Origin of the sequence: Kribbella sp. (assembly GCF_035655035.1) — a bacterium.
Lineage (GTDB): Bacteria > Actinomycetota > Actinomycetes > Propionibacteriales > Kribbellaceae > Kribbella.
The window spans coordinates 1-19,370 of the sequence record NZ_DASRVN010000498.1 but is presented as its reverse complement, the minus strand read 5'-3'; the positions used below and the strand labels follow the sequence as shown (position 1 = coordinate 19,370).

Annotated in this window: 18 protein-coding genes and 1 pseudogene; 13 read left to right on the top strand and 6 right to left on the bottom strand. The window is 69.9% G+C overall.

The window, feature by feature from the left end; genetic code table 11:
• Positions 1–49 precede the first annotated feature (49 nt).
• A complete protein-coding gene (locus VFF46_RS27240; protein ID WP_325040076.1) occupies positions 50–730 on the top strand; it encodes a FadR/GntR family transcriptional regulator in 681 nt (226 codons plus the stop codon).
• On the opposite strand, the gene VFF46_RS27235 is transcribed toward VFF46_RS27240, so the two are convergent.
• Together VFF46_RS27235 and VFF46_RS27230 are read right to left on the bottom strand one after the other, a co-directional pair.
• A complete protein-coding gene (locus tag VFF46_RS27235) occupies positions 673–1,215 on the bottom strand; it encodes a GNAT family N-acetyltransferase (RefSeq protein ID WP_325040075.1) in 543 nt (180 codons plus the stop codon). The two genes, VFF46_RS27240 and VFF46_RS27235, sit on opposite strands and share 58 nt — an antisense overlap.
• A gap of 46 nt (positions 1,216–1,261) precedes the next feature.
• Complete coding sequence (locus tag VFF46_RS27230) at positions 1,262–2,428, bottom strand: MFS transporter (RefSeq protein ID WP_325040074.1); 1,167 nt, start codon at positions 2,426–2,428, stop codon at positions 1,262–1,264.
• Positions 2,429–2,480: 52 nt separating this feature from the next.
• Here VFF46_RS27230 and VFF46_RS27225 point away from each other — a divergent pair, with 52 nt between their 5' ends.
• Positions 2,481–3,242: a DeoR/GlpR family DNA-binding transcription regulator gene (locus VFF46_RS27225; RefSeq protein WP_325040073.1), complete on the top strand. Its 762-nt coding sequence runs from the start codon at positions 2,481–2,483 to the stop codon at positions 3,240–3,242.
• Entirely contained in the window at positions 3,239–4,408 is a 1,170-nt protein-coding gene (locus VFF46_RS27220; RefSeq protein ID WP_325040071.1) for an MFS transporter, read from the top strand. Before VFF46_RS27225 ends, VFF46_RS27220 begins: the two co-directional genes overlap by 4 nt.
• Here VFF46_RS27220 and VFF46_RS27215 read toward each other — a convergent pair.
• Positions 4,389–5,498, bottom strand: a complete 1,110-nt coding sequence (locus tag VFF46_RS27215) for a trans-sulfuration enzyme family protein (RefSeq protein WP_325040070.1) — start codon at positions 5,496–5,498, stop codon at positions 4,389–4,391. The two genes, VFF46_RS27220 and VFF46_RS27215, sit on opposite strands and share 20 nt — an antisense overlap.
• Positions 5,488–6,126, bottom strand: coding sequence for a TetR/AcrR family transcriptional regulator (locus VFF46_RS27210; protein ID WP_325040069.1), 639 nt, complete (start codon positions 6,124–6,126; stop codon positions 5,488–5,490). Before VFF46_RS27210 ends, VFF46_RS27215 begins: the two co-directional genes overlap by 11 nt.
• Before the next feature lie 224 nt (positions 6,127–6,350).
• On the opposite strand from VFF46_RS27210, the gene VFF46_RS27205 reads away from it, so the two are divergent.
• Both VFF46_RS27205 and VFF46_RS27200 read left to right on the top strand, forming a co-directional pair.
• Positions 6,351–7,556, top strand: a complete 1,206-nt coding sequence (locus tag VFF46_RS27205) for a cytochrome P450 (RefSeq protein ID WP_325040068.1) — start codon at positions 6,351–6,353, stop codon at positions 7,554–7,556.
• 58 nt (positions 7,557–7,614) lie between these two features.
• Positions 7,615–8,745 (top strand): D-alanine--D-alanine ligase family protein, encoded by a 1,131-nt coding sequence (locus VFF46_RS27200; protein ID WP_325040067.1) that lies wholly within the window; start codon positions 7,615–7,617, stop codon positions 8,743–8,745.
• Here VFF46_RS27200 and VFF46_RS27195 read toward each other — a convergent pair.
• Positions 8,708–10,003, bottom strand: coding sequence for an ROK family transcriptional regulator (locus tag VFF46_RS27195; RefSeq protein ID WP_325040066.1), 1,296 nt, complete (start codon positions 10,001–10,003; stop codon positions 8,708–8,710). The genes VFF46_RS27200 and VFF46_RS27195 overlap by 38 nt on opposite strands.
• A gap of 140 nt (positions 10,004–10,143) precedes the next feature.
• Between VFF46_RS27195 and VFF46_RS27190 the strand changes: the two genes are divergently transcribed.
• The 8 genes from VFF46_RS27190 to VFF46_RS27155 are packed head-to-tail and all read left to right on the top strand — an operon-like array spanning position 10,144 to position 18,899.
• On the top strand, positions 10,144–11,094 hold the full coding sequence (locus VFF46_RS27190; RefSeq protein ID WP_325040065.1) for an ROK family protein: 951 nt from the start codon (positions 10,144–10,146) through the stop codon (positions 11,092–11,094).
• Positions 11,095–11,115: 21 nt separating this feature from the next.
• Positions 11,116–12,408, top strand: coding sequence for a M20 family metallopeptidase (locus VFF46_RS27185; RefSeq protein ID WP_325040064.1), 1,293 nt, complete (start codon positions 11,116–11,118; stop codon positions 12,406–12,408).
• Complete coding sequence (locus VFF46_RS27180) at positions 12,405–13,517, top strand: substrate-binding domain-containing protein (protein ID WP_325040063.1); 1,113 nt, start codon at positions 12,405–12,407, stop codon at positions 13,515–13,517. Before VFF46_RS27185 ends, VFF46_RS27180 begins: the two co-directional genes overlap by 4 nt.
• Before the next feature lie 39 nt (positions 13,518–13,556).
• Entirely contained in the window at positions 13,557–14,735 is a 1,179-nt protein-coding gene (locus VFF46_RS27175; RefSeq protein ID WP_325040062.1) for a substrate-binding domain-containing protein, read from the top strand.
• Positions 14,732–15,703, top strand: coding sequence for an ABC transporter permease (locus tag VFF46_RS27170; protein WP_325040061.1), 972 nt, complete (start codon positions 14,732–14,734; stop codon positions 15,701–15,703). The genes VFF46_RS27175 and VFF46_RS27170 overlap by 4 nt, the downstream gene beginning before the upstream one ends.
• Before the next feature lie 12 nt (positions 15,704–15,715).
• Positions 15,716–16,933, top strand: coding sequence for an alanine racemase (locus VFF46_RS27165; protein ID WP_325040060.1), 1,218 nt, complete (start codon positions 15,716–15,718; stop codon positions 16,931–16,933).
• A complete protein-coding gene (locus VFF46_RS27160; protein ID WP_325040059.1) occupies positions 16,930–17,694 on the top strand; it encodes an ATP-binding cassette domain-containing protein in 765 nt (254 codons plus the stop codon). Before VFF46_RS27165 ends, VFF46_RS27160 begins: the two co-directional genes overlap by 4 nt.
• A 17-nt stretch (positions 17,695–17,711) precedes the next feature.
• Positions 17,712–18,899, top strand: coding sequence for an alanine racemase (locus VFF46_RS27155; protein WP_325040058.1), 1,188 nt, complete (start codon positions 17,712–17,714; stop codon positions 18,897–18,899).
• Positions 18,900–19,031: 132 nt separating this feature from the next.
• On the opposite strand, the pseudogene VFF46_RS27150 reads toward VFF46_RS27155, so the two are convergent.
• Positions 19,032–19,370: pseudogene (locus VFF46_RS27150) on the bottom strand (RNA polymerase sigma factor); the annotation flags it as partial.

Genomic DNA, 19,370 nt, shown 5'->3' with positions numbered 1-19,370 from the left:
TGATGAGAGAGCTTCTGTGTAGATGTCCTACATTTATATACTGTACGGCATGGAGCCCTTGGTGCGGCAGGTGCCGCTCGTGCTGCAGGTGTCCGACCAGTTCCGGTCGCGGATCGAGTCCGGGGAGTGGCCGCGCGGCGCCCGGATCCCGGGAGAGCACCAGCTCGCGACCGAGCTCGGTGTCAGCCGGGGCACCGTGCGGGAGGCGTTGCGGTCGCTCAGCCTGACCGGCCTGCTGGAGCCGCGGGTCGGCGACGGTACCTATGTGCGCGCGACCAACGAGATCAGCGGCGTACTGGTCCGCGACGAGCTGTCCGCGTCGCTCACGCACGTTCTCGACGCCCGTGCCGGCATCGAGGCCGCAGCCGCCCGGCTGGCCGCACGCAACGCGACGCCGGAGAACCTCAAAGCCCTGGCGGAGGTGCTGGAGGCTCGCGCGGCGACGCTGGAGTCCGGTGATATGGACGCGTTCGTGGCCGTCGACACCGACTTCCACCGCGGCGTCGTGCTCGCCAGCGGGAACCCGTTGCTGCTCAGGTTGTACGACGCGCTGGCCGAGGTGATGACCGAGTCGATCCACCAGACCGCGACGATCCCCGAGGACCACCGGCTCGGCGACGCGCACGCCGACGTACTGGAGGCGATCCGGGCCGGGGATCCGGAGGCGGCGAGTCAGGCGTCGTACGCGTTGATCGAGACCGTCAAGCGCTCCGGGTCCGGCCAGGAGTAGCGGAGGCAGACCGGGGTCCCGTTCAGGCGCCGGGGTTCGCCGCCGGGCGGTGGGACGTTCCGGCGCTCGCCGCGGATCCCGCCGCGGGCTTCGTAGAACGCCTGCGCGGCGGTGTTCTGTTCGAGCACCCAGAGGTAGAGGCCGGTCGGGACGCCCTCGGCTGCGTGTGCGAGCAGTTTGGTGCCGAGGCCCTGGCGCTTGAGCGGCGCGCGGACGTGCAGGTTGTCGACGAGCGCGCCGTACGTCGGGTCCGCGTCGAACACCACGTGCGCGAGCCCGACCAGCTGCCCGTCGTACTCCGCCACCGTCGTCCGCGTGCCGTCACGGTCCGCGAGCCGCTTCGCCCACAGCTCCCCGAGATACGTCGGAGACTCGTCGTCGAGGAACGCGTCCGCGTACGCGCCCCGGTAGTGCCGTCGCCAGCTGTCGCTGTGCAGCTCGGCGACCGCCGCCGCATCCTCTGGTCCTGCTACCCGAAAGTCCACCCGACGATTCGTATCACCGCCGGCGCCTGGTGCCGGCGAATATCCATCAGGTGGCTGCCCTGGTGGTGGGACGCGTTGCGAGCACGCGGGCGAACACGGCCAGCCCGGCCGCCAGCGCGGAGACGACGATGAACGAGATGGTCAGGCTGCTGGCCTGTGCGATGCCGCCGATGATCGACGGGGCGACCAGGCCGGACGCGTAGGTGATCGTGGCGACGCCGGCGATCGCCTGGCTGGCGTTGGCGCCGGTGTGACCCGCCGCGGCGAAGGCGAGCGGTACGACGACCGCGATCCCGACGCCGATCAGCCCGAAGCCGATCATCGCGACGACGGCGTTCGGCGAGACGACCACGAGCAGGCCGCCGAGTGTGGCGATCACGCCGCTGGCCCGGACCGTCCGGACCGCGCCGAACCGGTCCACGACCGCGTCGCCGGTGATCCGGGCGATCGCCATCGTCAACGCGAACCCGGTCGTCGCGCCGGCCGCGACCCCGGCCGAGCTGTCCAGGACGTCGCGCAGGTACACCGCCGACCAGTCCAGGCTCGCGCCCTCCGCGAACACCGCGCAGAACCCGACCGCCCCGATCAGCAGCGCGGACTTCGGCGGCAACGCGAACCGGGCCGGCGGCTCCTCGTCCTCCTCCGGATGGATGTTCAGCACGAACTGGCACACCACCGCCCCGACGATCGTCAGTACGACGGCCGCGATCGTGTGGTGGACCTGCGCGCTGACGTTCGCGTGCGCCGCGACCGTACCGACGGCGGAGCCGAGCAGGGCGCCCGCGCTCCACATCCCGTGCAGCCCGGACATGATCGACTTCTTCAGCCGGTGCTCGACCTCGATCCCGAGCGCGTTCATCGCGACGTCGGCCATCCCCGACGTACCGCCGTACACGAACAGGGCGGCGCAGAGCGTCAGCAGTCCGGGTGCGAGCGACGGCAGGATCAGCGCGAGCGTCCAGAGCGCGAGCAGCCCGCGCAGCGCCGTCCGGGTGCCGAACCGGTGCGTGATGCGGGCGGCGAGCGGCATCATCAGCGCCGCGCCGATCGCCGGGAACGCCAGCGCCAGGCCGAGTTGGCCCGCGGACACCCCGGCGTGCTCCTGGATCCACGGCACCCGGGTCGCGAACGACCCGGTCACCGACCCGTGGACGCAGAAGACCGCGGCGACGGCGTACCGGGAACGCTTGACGAGCGTGGTGTCATCAGTCACAAGTGAACACGCTATCTGTTTGAACGATCAGACGGATGGTAGTTTTTTGCGCATGAGAAGTGCGGAACGGCACCAAGTGATCGTAGAACGCCTCCGAGTCGTCGACCGAGTGTCGGTCCAGGAACTGGTCGACGCGACCGCGGCGTCGGATATGACGGTGCGCCGCGATCTGGACTTCCTGGCCGCGCAGGGCGTGCTCAAGCGGATCCACGGCGGCGCGGTGTCCGCGATGCCGTCCGGCCTCGAGCCGCCGCACTCGCTGCGTTCGCAGGCCGCCGTCGCCGCCAAGCAGGCCATCGCCCGGGCCGCGGTCGAGCACCTCCGCGACGGCGAGACGATCGTCCTGGACAGCGGTACGACGGCACTCGAGACCGCCAAGCTGCTGCACGATCGCGCGCTGACGGTCATGCCGCTCTCGCTGCACGTCGCGCACGAACTGGCGGACGCGCCGCGGATCCGGCTGCTGATGCCGGGCGGTGAGGCACGCAAGGGCGAGCTCTCACTGGTCGGCCCGCTGACCGTCGCGTCGCTGCGGGCGCTGCGGTTCGACGCCGCCGTACTGAGCCCGTGCGCGTTCAGCCTGGACGCCGGACTGACGGCCTTCGACCTGGGCGATGCCGAGGTCAAGCAGGAGGCTCTCAAGGTCGCCGGCCGGTCGATCGTGCTCGCCGACGGCGCCAAGTGGGACCGCGCCGCGCTCGCCTACGTCTGCCCGGCGGACCGGCCCGACCTGATCATCACCGACGACTCCGCCCCCGAGGACCAGCGGACCCTGCTGACCCAGCGCGGCGCCCTCGTCGAGGTGGCAGGTTGAGCGCCGACGTACAGCTGCAGACCGCACCACCCCGAGCCGCCCGCGTTGCCACCTGGACGTACTTCGGGCTGAACGGATTCGCGGTCGGCATGTGGGTGGTGCACATCCCGAGCATCGAGCAGGCGACCGGGATCACGCACAGCACGCTCGGCCTGCTCCTGCTGGTCCTCGGCGCTGCCGCCTTCACCGGCATGCAGGTCGCCGGGCCACTGGTGGACAGGATCGGCCAGCGCCGGCTGGTCCCGGCGGCCGGGATCCTGCTCGGGATCGCGCTCGCCGGTCCCGGCCTGGCCACGAACTGGTGGACCCTCGCGCTGGCGCTGATCCTGGTCGGCTTCGGCAACGGCTCGATCGACGTCGGGATGAACGCGCAGGCCGTCGTGGTCGAGCGCGGTTACCCGCGGCCGATCATGGCGGCGTTCCACGCGATGTGGTCGATCGGCGGGGCGATCGCCGCGGTGGTCGGCGCGGCCACGCTGCGGGCCGGCGTACCGACCGAGCTGACGCTGGCGCTGGCCGGCGTGGTCTGTATCGTCCTGTCGCTGATCGCCAGCCGATTCTTGCTGGAGGCAACCGAACCGGCGGAGGAGGTGGCCGAGGCGCCGCGGGCGAAGCCGTCCGCCAAGCTGGTCTGGGCGCTCGGCGGGCTCGCCTTCGGGCTGATGCTGTCCGAGGGTGTGGCCAACGACTGGGCGGCATTGCACTTCCGGGACGTCCTCGGTACGTCGGTCAGCACCGCCGCCTACGCGTACGGCGCGTTCGCGGTCGCGATGACCGTCGGGCGCTTCCTCACCGACCGGGTCGCCGCGGTCGTCGGGCCGGCCGCGATCGTCCGCTGGGGTGCGGCGATGGCCGCGGTCGGCCTGACGCTGGTGATCGTGATCCCGTGGGTGCCTGTCGCGCTGGTCGGCTGGGCGGTCTTCGGCCTCGGCCTGGCCGGCGGCGTACCGCAGCTGTTCACCGCCGCGGGCAACCTCGACCCGCGGTCCTCGGGCGCGCTGATGGCCCGCGTGGTCGGCCTCGGGTACGTCGGCCTGCTCGCCGGCCCGGCGCTGATCGGCGGCCTCGCGCACTGGATGCCGCTGAACCTCGCGTTCGTCCTCCCGGTCGTCCTGTGCGTGCTGACCTTCCTCGGCGGCCCGGTCCTCAACGCGAAGAAGAACTGAGGGCCTGCTCGAGGTCGGTCCAGAGGTCGGCGGGGTGCTCGATGCCGACGGACAGGCGGATCAGGTCGTCGGGGATGGTGGGGACCTCGATCGGCCAGCGGCGGCGGCGTTCGAGGAGGGACTCGACGCCGCCGAGGCTCGTCGCGTGCACCCACAGCTTCGTGCTCTCACAGACCTTCTGGGCTGCGGTGGCGTCGCCGCCGAGTTCGATCGCGAGGATCGCGCCGAAGCCGGACATCTGGGCCGCGGCCCGGGCGTGCCCCGGGTCGTCGGGCAGGCCTGGGTACCGGACCCGGCTGACCCGCGGGTGCCGCAGCAGGCGCTCGGCCAGGTACGCCGCGTTCGACTGCGCGCGGTCGAGCCGGAGCGCGAGCGTGCGCAGGCCGCGGAGCGCGAGCCAGGCGTCCATCGACCCGGCGATCGCGCCCAGGCTGCGACGCCGCAGCTCGATCGCGGACCACAGGTCGTCGTCGGCGGTGACCACCGCGCCGAGGATCACGTCCGAGTGGCCGGCGATGAACTTGGTGGCCGAGTGCATCACCACGTCGGCGCCGAGCCGCAACGGCTGCTGCAGCAGGGGAGTGGCGAACGTGTTGTCGACGACGACCTTCGCCCCGGCGGCGTGCGCGGCCGCCGCGAGGGCGGGAATGTCCGCGACCTCCATGGCCGGGTTGGTCGGCGACTCGATCCACAGCAGGTCGGCGCCGTCGAGGTTCACCGCCTCGGTGTCCGCGATGTCGGCCCGCTGCACGCTGAGCCGGCCGGTCTCGGCGTGCTGGTCGAGCAGCGCGAGTACGCCGGAGTACGCGTGCTGCGGCGCCACCACGCGGCCGCCGACCGGGACCAGGTCGATCACCGCCGCGGCGGCTGCCATCCCGGACGCGAAGCTCAGCGCCCGGCCGCCTTCGAGCTGCCCGAGGGTGTCCTCGAGCGCGGTCCAGGCGTCGTTGCCGAACCGCCCGTACCCGCGATCCCCGCCGGCCACGTACGTCGAACTGAACACGGGTGACGGCCCGACGGGCGCATTCGGCACCCGCTCCGGCCGCCCGGCGTGAACGACAACGGTGGACGGGTCGAGGTCAGGAGTCATGCCTCGAATTGTCACTGATACCTGAGCCGTGCTGTGCGGCGGGGAGCGGTAGGGCGCCGGTTTCCAGGAGCGTCATGGCCTGGTGGGCGAGCGACTGGGCGTTGACGGCATGTGGGGTGTCGACCCAGACGCGGACGACGTTCTCGATGACGTTCATCGTGATCCCGGCGGACAGGGCCGCCACGAACTCCGCGTGCAGCGGGTCGCCGGGCAGGCGCCGTACCAGCGCCGCGGCGAGGTCGTTGCGGAACCGCCAGATCAGCTCGTTGAGGTGCGCGCTCACCGACCCGTTCCGCTCGGCGAGGTCGAAGACCGCGCGGACCCGGTCGGGGTTGGACTCCAGTTGTTCGAGGACGCGCTCGATCACGGTCCGCAGGCCGTCGCGCGGCTCCACCGTGGGCTGGTCGCGGAACCAGCTGACCGCGTCGGCCAGGCAGTCGTCGACGAACTCCAGGACCAGCGTCTCCTTGGTCGGGAAGTACCGGTACAGCGTGCTCGGGCCGACCTCGGCCGCGGCCGCGATCTGCTCCACCGTGGTGCGGCCGAACCCGTGGTCGCAGAACAGCTCGAACGCCTTGTCCGCGATCAGCCGGCGGGTCCGCTCCCGCTTCACCTCGCGCAGTCCCATGGCGGGCAGATTACCGCCTCCGACGCGCCGAAGGCTGTTCCGAATCGGAAGCGTCCGCCATATGGTAGTCACTACCAAACTTAAGAACCAAAAACATACAAGAACCCTCGCTTCGCTCGGAGCTGGGGTGAGAACCAAGAACCCTCGCTTCGCTCGGGGTTGGGGTGGGAACCAAGAACTCTCGCTTCGCTCGGGGCTGGGTGAGATATCCGAGAGGGCTGCCGATGACCGAGAGCTTTCCTGTCCGTAGGCCGTCTGGGTGCCCGTTCGATCCGGCCCCGGAGTACGCCGGGTACCGCCGGAGCGAGGCGCCCGCGAAGGTGTCCACGCCGGCGGGTGTCGACGCGTACGTGATCAGCCGGTACGACGACGTCCGCACCCTGCTCCGGGACAGCCGGCTGAGCTCGCGGCTGGCGCCGTCCGATCACGTCGTACCGGACGCGGACCTGGACCGGGAGGTGGAGTCGGGCTCGATCCTGCAGGTCGACGGCGCGGCGCACAAACGCCTGCGCCGGATGCTCGCGACCGAGTTCGCGGTGAAGCGGATGGAGGCGCTCCGGCCCCGGGTCGCGGCGATGGTCGACGAGCGGATCGACGCGTTACTCGCGGCCGGCGGGCCGGTCGACCTGGTGCAGGAGTTCGCGCTACCGATCCCGTCGCTGGTGATCTGCGAGCTGCTCGGCGTGCCGTACGCGGACCGCGACGAGTTCCAGGAGCGGAGCGCCCAGCTCGTCCGGGTGGACGGCTGGACCGAGGACCTCCAGCGCGCCAGCGACGACCTGAACCAGTACATCGTCGGTCTGGTGCTCGCGAAGCAGGCACAGCCCGAGGACGACATCCTGTCCCGGCTGATCACCCGCGGTGCGGAGCTCGGTACGCCGTTGACCCTCGAGGAACTGGTGACGCTCGGGATCTCGCTGCTGATCGCCGGCCACGAGACGACCGCGAACATGATCGCGCTCAGCACGCTCGCGCTGCTGCGGAACCCGGCGCAGCTCGACCTGATCCGGACCGATCCGGCGAAGGTGCCGGGCGCGGTCGAGGAACTGCTGCGGTACCTGTCCGTGGTGCACTTCGGCCTGTTCCGGTACGTGACCGACGAGTTGACGATCGGATCGTCGACCATCGACAGGGGCGACTACCTGATCGCCGCGCTGTCGTCGGCGAACCGCGATGAGAGCGTGTTCGGTGATCCGGACCGGCTGGACCTGGAGCGGGACGCCGCGGCGCACGTCGCGTTCGGGTTCGGGCCGCACCAGTGCATCGGGCAGCAGCTCGCGCGGCTCGAGCTGCAGGAGGTGTTCACCCGGTTGTTCGCGCGGATCCCGACGCTGCGGCTCGCCGTACCGTTCGAGGAGATCGGCTACCGGGAGAACACGCTCGTGTACGGAGTGACAGCGTTGCCAGTCACCTGGGACGCGCCGATCTGAACACTTCTTAACCGAACCCCGGTCGGATCCCGATCTCCGGACCGCTACAGTCGAGCCGGTGAGTGAGTACTCGGAAGACAAGCGCAAGCCCCGGGTCGCCGTCGTGTTCGGTGGCCGGTCGAGCGAGCACGCCATCTCCTGCGTGACCGCGGCGAACGTCCTGCAGGTCATCGACCGGGACAAGTACGACGTGGTCCCGGTCGGGATCAGTACCAGCGGGCACTGGGTCCTGGAGAGCGGCGATCCCGAGCGGCTGTCGATCACCGACGGCAAGCTCCCCGAGGTCGACGTCACCGCGATGCCGGTGCTGTTCGGCGCGAACCGCGAGCTCGTGGTCAGCGAGCCGGACCAGGTGCCGAGCACGCTCGGCGAGGTCGACGTGGTGTTCCCGCTGCTGCACGGCCCGTGGGGCGAGGACGGCACCATCCAGGGCCTGCTGGAGATGTCGGACATCCGGTACGTCGGGTCCGGCGTACTGGCCAGCGCGGTCGGCATGGACAAGCACTACATGAAGGTCGTGTTCCAGGCCGCCGGCCTCGAGGTCACGCCGTACGTCGTGATCCGGGACCGGGACTGGCGGCAGGACCCGGCCGGCTGCCGGGCGGCCGTCGACGCGCTCGGCTACCCGGTGTTCGTGAAGCCGTGCCGCGGCGGGTCCAGCCTCGGGATCACCAAGGTGAACAGCCTGGACGAGCTCGACGACGCGATGGTCGAGGCCCGCGCGCACGACCCGAAGGTGATCGTCGAGGCCTCGGCGAAGGATCCGCGGGAGATCGAGATCGGCGTGCTCGGCGGGCTGGACGGCGGCAAGCCGGAGGTCAGCGTGTGCGGCGAGGTCGCGGTGTCCGGCGGCGGGCACGACTTCTACGACTTCGAGACCAAGTACCTGCCGGAGGGCGAGGAGTACCTGGCGCTCTCGGTGCCGGCCGAGCTGCCCGCGGAGCTCGCGGCCGAGATCCGTGCGAAGGCGCTGATCGCGTTCGACGCGATCGAGGCCGAGGGGCTGGCCCGGGTCGACTTCTTCGTGGACGCCGACGGCCGGGTGGTCATCAACGAGATCAACACGATGCCCGGGTTCACCCCGACGAGCATGTTCCCGCGGCTGTGGGCGGCCTCCGGCAAGGACTACGCGAGCCTGGTCGAGCACCTGCTCAAGCTCGCGATGACCCGCCCGACCGGTCTGCGGTAGCCGGACGCTCGGCCTCGGCGTCGGTGGTCTCGTCCTCGCCGGAGGATGTCCGCGCGAGGTGCCGCGTGAAGACGATTTCGCGGGCCGCATGGATGCCCGTCGCGATCGCCCCCCGGACCACCGCGTCCGCGCCGAGGTCGCCGGCCCTCATCCGCGGCCGCATCGGCGCGAAGCGCGTCATCTCCTCGCGCATCGCGGGCTCGAGCTGGGCAAAGTTCTGCCCGACGCCGCCACCCACCACGACCAGCTCGGGGTCGAAGAACGCGCAGATGCCGGTCACGAGCCTGGCCAGCACCTTGGCCTCGGTCAGCACTGCCGCGGCCGCCGCCGGATCACCGTTGGCTGCAGCAACGAAGACGTCCTCCGCCCGGATGTCGCCGGTCATCCCCGCGTCGGTCGCGTACCGGACGACCGCGTCGGCGGCGAGTGCCATCTCGAGCATCCCGCGCTGCGGCCACTCGGGTTCGGCGACCGTCGGCTCACCGAGGATCGGAAGGTAGCCGACCTCGCCGGCCGATCCGCTGAAACCTCGGTACAGCTTTCCGTCGATCACCAAGCCGAGCCCGACACCCGTACCGATGTGCAGATAGGCGAACTGCTGAGCCTGCCGGGCCGAGCCGAAGGTGTACTCGCCCAATGCCGCCAGGTTCGCGTCGTTGTCGATGGTGAGACTTCCGCCGAGCTTGTCCGCGAGCGCCTCAGCCAGCCCCGGCCGTTGCCAGCCCGGGAGGTTGCGCGCGTACTTGACCTGCCCTCGCTGGGCGTCGAGCACACCTGGGGAACCGACGACCGTGTGCGTGACGTCGCCCGTTCCGAGGTCTGCTCGAGCCGTGACCTGATCTACCGACTTGCGCACCAGGTCCACCAGGGTTCGCGATGTGTGCGTCGTGTTGCGTACGTCCAGCCGCGCGAGCTCCCTACCGGACAGATCGGCCAGCACCAGGTGCAACCAGTTCCGCCCGATATCCACACCCACGACGGAGCCGGCCGACGGGTTCGCCTCGTACAGCACGGCCGGGCGACCGGAACTGACCTCCGGCCGCCCGGCCGGTCGCACCAAGCCGCCCTTTTCCAGGTCGGACAACGCTGCGAACACGGTCGGTTGGGACAGGCCTGCCTCGCGCGCCAGTTGCGGCCGGGTCACCGGACCCGTGCCGAACAACAGGTCCAGCAGCAACTGCTGGTTCATCTCGCGAAGCAGCGACGGCGCCACTGCGGCCCTCAGCCTGGACGGCGGCGGCGTCTTGGTCGGGGACATCTGGCACCTTTGGTGGTCGGGTCGGCGGCCGGTCGCCGCCGGTCCATGATCGGGCATCACCCGCCCGCGCGGAAGTGAGGACGGCTTCCGGCGAGATTCGGGATTGACAACTTAGGACTCTTTATTAAAGACTCCTAATTATGACGCCAAGCCCACCACTCCGCCAATCGAGGCATGTCGTCGGGATCGACATCGGCGGCACCAAGATCGAGGTCGCGCTCGCGGACCGGTCCGGCCGCATCCTCGACCGGATCCGGCTCGAGACCCGGGCCGCCGCTGGTCCGGAACAGGCGCTCGAGCGGATCGTGGCCGCGGTCGGAACACTGGCCGAGTTGTCCGAGCGCAGCCACGGCACCGCCGTCGGCGGGTACGCGGCGGTCTGTCCCGGCGTGATCCGCCCGGACGAGATCCTGTTCGCCCCGAACCTGCCGGGCTGGCAACAGATCCCGCTCGCCGCCCGTCTGCAGACCGCCCTCGGCGTACCGGACGTGCCGGTCGCCAACGACGTCCAAGCGGGCGCGTACGCCGAGTTGCGCTTCGGTGCGCTGAAGGGCGTCGATCCGGGCGTCTATGTCAGCCTCGGGACCGGTGTGGCGGCTGCGGTCACCACCGCCGGTGAGGTGCTGACCGGTGCGCACCAGGCAGCAGGCGAGATCGGCTACTTCGCGGTCGGCAGCGACACGCCTGTCGACGTCGTCGCCGGCCGGGCACCGCTGGAGGAGCTCGTCGGTGGAAAGGCGCTCGGCGTGCGGGCCAGCGAGGTCCTCGGAGCTCCGGTCACCGCGGCCGAGCTCTTCGCGCGAACCGACAAGCCCGCCAGGAAACTCACCGCCCAGGCGCTCGACACGCTTGGTGCCGCGATTGCCAATATCGCGATCCTGCTCGACCCCGAGCGGGTCGTGATCGGCGGCGGCTTGATGGCTTCCGCCGACGTGATCCTGCCCGCAGTCGCAGACCGGCTCGCTCGAGCCGTGCCCTTCCCGCCGGAGCTCCTGGCCGCTCGGTTCATCCAGGACGCCTCCCTCCACGGTGCCGTCGCCCTGGCGCTGCACGAACCGACCGGGATCGAGCCCGTCGTCCCCGCTCACTGAGCCATTCACGAAGGAGTCCCCATGACCATCAGCGACGAGATCGTTGCGCGGCTCGCCGCGGCCGCGGACGATGTCAGCGCGCTGGACCTGCTGCGCGGCGTCGTCTCGGTGCCGAGCGTCACCGGTGAGGAGCAGGCTGCGGCCGACTGGGTGGCCGAGCGGCTCCGCCAGATCACCACGGAGGTGCAGGTCGACACCTTCGCACCCGGCCGCGCCAACACGTGGGCCCGCTGGTCCGCCGGTGAACCGGCCAGGTCCGGCCGCCGCGGCCTCGTGCTCGCCTCCCACCTGGACACCGTGCACGTCCGCGGCTGGCGGGAACACTGGGCCGGCACCGAGCGCGAGGACCCGTTCGCCGCGTGCGTCATCGACGGCGCGGTGTGGGGCCGCGGTACCGCCGACTGCAAGGCAGGCGTTGCGGTCGCGATCGCCGCGCTCCAGCAGCTGCGCCGTGCGGGCCTCGCGCCCCTCGCGCCGGTCACCACGGTGTTCCTGGCGGACGAGGAGAGCGGCGAGGAGGGGAGCGGCACGAGCGAAGGCGTCCGCCGCGCCATCGAGGCGGCTCGCCGGGGGGATCAGGAGATCTCCGCCGACCTGGTGATCTATGGCGAGCCGACAACCATGCGGCTGTTCACGTCGCACATGGGCTTCTTCATCGCGGACGTGACGCTGACCGGCCGATCGGCGTACTTCGGCACGCCGGAGCTCGGTGTTGACGCGGTCCGCGCCGCCGACGACGTACTGCGTGCGCTGTGGGCGTACGGCGACGACCTCGCGACGCGGCCGGCGGACCCGATGATCGGATCGCCGGGACTGCTCGTCACCGGGATCACCGGCGGCGGGTTCATCGCCGTACCGGGGGAGTGCCGGATCAGCCTCATCCGGAAGCTGACCCCGGACGAGGACCTGGACGCCGCGCGGAGCGAGCTCGAGCAGGTGATCCAGCGGGCGGTCTCCGATGAGCGGATCGAGGTCAGTACGTCGTACCCGGCCACCCGGGACCACGCGATCGGAGGCACCGCGCTGGTCACCGACCCGAACCTCGACGTGGTGGCCGAACTGCAGCGCACGGTCAAGCAGATCCTGCCCGGGCGCGGCGACATCGCGGCCGGGCCGTACTGGTCGGAGGGGCCCTTCTTCGAGCGTGACCTCGGGATCCCCACGGTCTATCTTGCGCCGGGCGACATCAGTCACTGTCACACCTTCGACGAGCACGTCCCGGTCGCCGACTTCCTTGCGGCCGTGGCGGTCTACGTGCGCTTCATCGCCGAGTACTGCGGCGTTCGTGACATCGCCGACGGAGCGGACCGATGAGCCGCCGATGGGTCGCCGTCCCGGTGCTCGCGCTGGGCCTGATGGTTGCCGCGTGCAACGGTGGCGCGGGGTCGGGCAGCGGATCGGTTGCCTCCGACACCGTCATCGACCTGGCCGCTACCGACACGGTCGGTCCGCATGGGGAGAAGCCGACAAGAGTCACCGACCTCGAGCTCGACCCGGCCGACGAGGCGAAGATCAAGTCGGGCCACTACCGGGCCGCGTTGCTCTGGCACGAGATGTCGGCCTGGTCGAGTGCAGTGCAGAAGGGCGCGGTGGACGAGTTCGCGCGACTCGGTATCAAGGTTGTCGCCACCGCCGACGCCAAGTTCGACGCCGCTGCACAGGCGAACCAGATCCAGACGGCGCTGGCCACGAAGCCCGACGTCATCCTCGGCCAGGCGGTCGACCCGACCACCGGCGCCGCGGCGTACCAGCCGGCGGTTGCCCAGGGCGTCAAACTGGTCTTCGCCGACCAGGCGCCGAACGGCTTCACCTACGGCAAGCAGTACCAGGCCATCATCACCGGCGACCTCTTCCAGCTCGGGCGCCGGGCCGCCGAGGCGCTCGGCGAGGCGATGGGTGGCAAAGGCGACGTCGCGATCATGTACTACGACGCGCAGTTCCACGTGACGAACATGCGGGACTGCGCCTTCAAGAAGACGCTGCAGAGCAAGTTCCCCGGCCTCAGGATCGTCGCGCAGCAGGGCTTCTCCGATCCCAACAAAGCCGAGGACATCGCCAACGCGCTGATCACCCAGCACCCGGACCTCGGCGGGATCTACGTCAGCTGGGCGCAACCGGCGCAGGGCGTCCTGTCCGCGCTGAACAACGCCGGTAACACCAAGACCAAGCTCGTCACCCTCGACCTCGACGACACCATCGCGACGAACATGGCGCGTGGTGGCCGGACCGCGGCCCTTGCGGCCGACCGGGCGTACGACTTCGGGCGCGCGATGGCGATCTCCTCGGCGCTGGCCGTCCTCGGCAAGAAGGCGCCCGAGTTCGGGATCGTCGACTCGGTCACCGTCACCAAGGACACGCTCGCCCAGGGGTACGCCGCCTGGGCCCAGCCGCTGCCGCAGGCCGTGAAGGACGCGCTCGGCTAAGCCACCCCAGAACCGATCAGCACAACAAGGAGTTGTTCCATGTCCACAAGGCGCATCGCGGCGGCCATCGCCGCGAGTCTGCTGCTCGGGGCCTGCTCGGTCGACGTGAGCAACGACAAGGCCGCCACTCCGGGCCCCGGTACGCCGGTCACGACGGTCGTCACTCCCGACCCCGGCGGGATCTCCCGGTACGTCTCGCCGGTGGCGTTGCCTGCCAGCACCGATACCCGCGGCCCCGACGGCGAGAAGCCCGTCTGGTACACCCAGCTCAACCTCACTCCGGCCGAGGTGCAGAAGGTCAGAGCCGGCAAGTTCCGCGCCGCGATCGTCTGGCAGGAGGCGTCTCCGTTCATGAACGCGCTCGGCAAGGGCGTGACGGATACTTACAAGGCCCTCGGCATCAACATCGTGTCGACCACTGCGGCGAATTTCGACCAGACCACCCTGGCCAACAACGTCCGCAGCGTGCTCGCGCTCAACCCCGACGTCATCGTCACCATCGCGATCGACCCGGTGGCCGACGTCGCCACCTTCAAGCCGGCCGTACAGAGGGGCGTCAAGCTGGTCTTCGCGAGCGTCAAGCCGCAGGGCTACAAGGCGGGCAAGGAGTACGTCAGCCTGGTCACCTACGACCTGGCCGGCCTCGGCGCCGCGACCGCCGATGCCGTCGGCCACGGTCTCGGCGGCCGCGGCAAGATCGGACAGATCTATTACGACGCCAACTTCTACGTCACCAATCAGCGGGAGAAGGCGTTCGAGCAGACGCTGAAGGCGAAGTATCCCGGCATCGCCGTGGTCGATCGAGCCCCGATGGCCGACCCGTCGAAGGTCGAGGACGTCGCGTCGGCGATGATTGCGCGGCACCCCGACATTCAGGCGATCTTCGCGCCCTGGGACACCGCGGCCGAGGGCGTCGTCGCCGCGCTGCGCAATGCCGGTCGCACCGACATCGGCGTGTACACGATCGACCTCGGCAACACCAACGCACTGGAGATGGCCAAGGGCGGGCTGGTCAAGGAGATGACGTCCACGCTGGCGGTCGAGTTCGGCAACTCGCTCGCGATCGCGGGCGCGTACGGCCTGATCGGGAAGCAGGCGCCACCGATGGTGATCGTCCCGGCCTTCGCGGTCACCAAGGACAACCTGGCCCAGGGCTGGGAGTCGACCTTCGGCGTCTCGCTGCCGGCCGACATCGCCGCGGCGGGAGGACATAAGTGAGCACCGCGACCGAGATCCTGGCCGTGCCCTGGTGGCGTCGGCTCGCCCTGCAGAACTACGTCGTCTACGTCGGCTTCGTGCTGGTGTTCCTGTTCTTCGCGATCACCCAGACGCAGTACTTCCTCACCCCGAACAACCTGGCGAACATCGTGATCCAGGCCGCGCCGGTCACGGTGATGGCGGTCGGCATGGTCTTCGTGCTGAGTGCCGGCGAGATCGATCTGTCGATCGGATCGGTCGTTGCCCTGTCCGCCCTCGTGGCGGCCGTGGTGCTGCGCTTCACCGACCAGTGGGTGCTGGCGGCCGGCGCCGGCCTACTGATCGGTGTCCTCGTCGGCCTGCTGAACGCGGTCTTCGTGACCTTGGTGCGGCTACCGTCGTTCCTGGTCACGCTGGCGACCATGGGACTGGTGGCAGGGCTCGCCAGGCAGCTGACCGATCTGCAGTCTGTACCGGTGACGAACGACCCCTTCGTATGGCTGTTCGGCGGTGGCACCCTGCTCGGCTTGTCGATCCTGATCTGGTGGACGGCAGCAGCGATCGGCGTCGGGTGGATGCTGTTGCGTCAGCGCCGGTACGGCGCGCACGTCCTTGCGGTCGGCAACAATTCGTCGGCTGCCCGGGTCAGCGGGATCAAGGTGAACCGGGTCCGGCTGATGGTCCTGGTCGGCAGCGCAACGAGCGCGGCGCTGGCGGGCCTGCTGTACGCCGGCCGTCTGCAAGGTGCTCGCTACACCCTTGGCGAGGCCGATCTGATGACGGTGATCGCCGCCGCGATCGTGGGCGGCACCAGCTTGTTCGGCGGCAAGGGCTCGGTCGTCGGAGCCCTGATCGGCAGCCTGCTGATGAGCATGCTGAACAACGGTCTGGTGCTCGCCGGCCTGACAGTTTCGCAGCAGATGATCGCCCGTGCCGTCATCATCCTGATCGCGGTGTCGTTTTCGCTCCGTGGCAAGAAGAGCCAGTAGAGAAGGAAGAACATGTTCCTGGATCTGTTACGCCGCCGGAATCCGGCGCTTCTCGACGCCGCCGCGGCGCTCCACCGCCGTGGTGAGCTACCCGCCAACTGTTACGCGATCGATCTCGACGCCGTCGGCCGCAACGCGACCACGATCCGGACCGAGGCGGATCGGCTCGGACTGAAGACGTTCGCGATGGTCAAGCAGATCGGCCGCAACCCCGACGTCTCCCGCAAGCTCCTCGAGGCAGGCATCACCCGCGCGGTCGGTGTCGATCTCGAGTGTGCGGTTGCGGCCGCTTCCGGTGGCCTGCGGATCGGTCACCTGGGACACCTCGTGCAGATTCCGCGGCACCAGGCCGCTCTCGGTGCCGCACTGGAGCCCCTGTACTGGACGGTCTTCAACGACCAGAAGGCATCCGAGGCGGCTGCCGCGAGCGCCATCAGGGGTCGCACTCAGGACCTGCTGGCACGGGTCATCGGGCCGGACGACCTGTTCTACCGCGGTCACGAAGGCGGATTCGCGGCCGCCGAGATCGCGGATGTGGCTGACCGGCTCGACGCCCTCGACGGCGCGCGGTTCGCCGGGATCACCACGTTCCCGGCCACGCTGTTCGACGCCGAGAAGCGGACCGTCAGAACCACGCCGAATCTGCAGACGCTGCGGACGGCTGCCGCAGCTCTGCGTGCTACCGGGCGTACGGACCTGGAACTGAACGCTCCTGGTACGACTTCGGCCGCGATGCTGGAGCGTCTCGCCGACGCCGGCGCCACCCAGGTGGAACCGGGACACGGCCTGACCGGGACGACGCCGTGGCATGCGGTCGAGGATCTCGCCGAGGAGCCCGCGATCGTCTACGTCAGCGAGGTCTCCCACCTGTGGAACGACGAGGCCTACGCCTTCGGCGGTGGCCTGTACGTCGACCCGGTGCTCGGCGAGTCGCGGACGTCGGCGATCGTCGTCACGCGCGACGCGGCGGAGGTCGCCACCGCGCCGGTCCTGCCCGTTGACATGCCGGCCCCCGAGGCGATCGACTACTACGCCCCGATCCCGCTCGACGGCAGGACCGACGTCGCCGTCGGCGACACCGTGCTGTTCGGTTTCCGGCCGCAGGTCTTCGTCACGCGGGCCCTGACCGCCGCGATCTCGGGTATCTCGTCCGGGACGCCCCGGGTCGAGGGCGTCTGGGCCTCCGACGGATCGGTTCCGCTGATCTCCGGCCTGGAGGTGCAGGCATGAGTGCGCTCGTCGAGCAGGCGGCACCGCCGCTGCGGCTGGTCGGTCTGGCGAAGCATTTCGGCGGCGTCGTGGCCGTGCGGCGGTTCGACCTGGAGGTCGGAGCGGGCGAGATCGTCGCGTTGGTCGGAGACAACGGCGCCGGTAAGTCGACGCTGGTGAAGATGATCTCAGGTCTCTACAAGCCGAGTGAGGGCGAGATCTGGCTGGGCGGCGACCAGGTCTCGTTCACCGACGCCTCGGATGCGCGCCGCAAGGGCGTCGAGGTGGTGTATCAGGACCTCGCGCTGGTGGACGACCAGCCGGTGTACATGAACATGTTCCTCGGCCGCGAGCTGGTGAAGGGCCCGTTGCGGCTGCTCGACCGCAAGCGGATGGCCCGCGAGACCCAGACGCTGGTCGACGCCCTCGACGTCCGCATCCCGTCCGCGAAGGCGACCATCAGTGCACTGTCAGGGGGGCAGCGGCAGGGCATCGCGATCTGCCGGGCCACCCACTGGGCCGGCAGCCTGGTCCTGATGGACGAACCGACGGCCGCGCTCGGTGTCGCCGAGACTGCCAAGGTCGAGGAGCTCATCCTGCGACTCCGTGAGCGCGGTGCGGCTGTTCTGGTGGTGAGCCACAACCTCGACCAGGTGTTCCGGATGGCCGACCGCATCACGGTGCTGCGCCGGGGCAACCAGATCGGCACCCGCCGCACCGCCCAGACCCACAAGAACGAGATCGTCTCGATGATCACCGGCCTGCAGGAAGCCGACGCCTGAACAGCTGAAAGGAAATCATGTTCCTGAAGAACCTCGTCGCGCACAACCCGGCCTTCGCCGCCGCCGCGATCGAGTTGCACCAGTCCGGTGAGCTGCCGCCGGACACGTACGTGATCGACCTGGACATGCTCGGGACCAACGCGCAGACGTTGTGCTCGGAGGCGCACCGGCTCGGGCTCGACGTGATCGCGATGACCAAGCAGTTCGGCCGCAACCCGCTCGCTCTGGAGACGTTGCGCACCAATGGCGTGGATTCGTTCGTCGCGGTCGACATGACGTGTGCGCGGGCGATCGATCGGGCCGGCCAGCCTGTCGGCCACGTCGGTCACCTTGTCCAGATCCCGAAGTACGACGCGTCTGCGGCCGCCGCGATGCGACCGGAGAACTGGACCGTCTTCAGTGACCTCAAGGCGGCGGAGGCCGCCGGCGCGGCGAAGGAGATCGGACTGGACCAGCGACTCCTCGCCCGCGTCTACGACGGGGACGGCATGGTGATCGAGTCGCACGCCGGCGGATTCGACGCCGACGAGATCGAGGCGGTGGCAGACCGTTTCGACGCGCTGGAGGGTGCGCATTTCGGCGGGATCACCAGCTACCCCGCACTCGGCTTCGATCGGGAGGCCCGAACTGTCGTCCCGACCCCCAATCTGCGCACGCTCGAGCGGACCGCCGAGCGGCTGCGGCGCGGCGGCCGGTCCGGTATCGCCGTGAACGGTCCGGGAGAGACGTCGACGCGGACCCTCGCGACGCTGGCCGATGCCGGCGTCACCCAGGTCGAACCCGGGCACGGATTCACCGCCACAGGCGCGTACCACGCGTTCGAGGAGCTGCCCGAACGGCCGGCGATGCTCTACCTGAGTGAGGTGTCCCATCTCGACGGCGACTCGGCGTTCTGCTTCGGCGGTGGTCTGTACCTGTGCATCGGATCGGTCGACTACCAGCCGCAGGCGCTGGTCGGCCGCGACTTCGACTCGGCGGTCGCGCAGTCGGTCGATGCGACTCTCAGCCAGAACCACCAGGTGATCGACTTCTACGGCAGGCTCGCACAGACGCCGCGACGCACGCTCCGTCCCGGGGACTCGGTGCTGTTCTGCTTCCGGGCCCAGGCCTTCTACACGCGTAGCCTGGTCGCCCCCGTGGCAGGCATCCAGTCGGGAACGCCACGGGTCGAAGGGCTTTACACCGTCGACGGACGCCCCGCGTGACGGCACAGTGCGGTGCCTGTGCGGGATCCGGCCGGCTCCGGCCCGGGCGGAGGTCGGGTGGTGCTGCCTCCTGACGTCGTGGGCGGCGTCGGTCGGCACGCTCGACTCCGGCCGAGGATTTCAGGCACGCGCTCACAGCCGACTCGCTCGCGCGTGGAGATATCGCTGCTGTGGGACACTCGTCGTCCGGTCTGCCGCCTCCTCGTACGCCGCCCGGGCACCGGTCGTGTCGCCGGACATCTCCAGCAGGTGGGCCCGGACCGCCAACAACCGGTGATCAGACGCGATTCTGGCGTCGTCCTCGACCGTTGCGAGCAGTCGCAGGCCCTCGTCCGCTCCGTTTGCCATGGCGACAGCGACCACGTGGTTGAGGGCGACCATCGGGTTGTCGGTGAGTTGCAGCAGTACCTCGTACAGCGCGGCGATCTGTGGCCAGTCGGTGTCGTCCGCGGACGGGGACTCGTCGTGGAC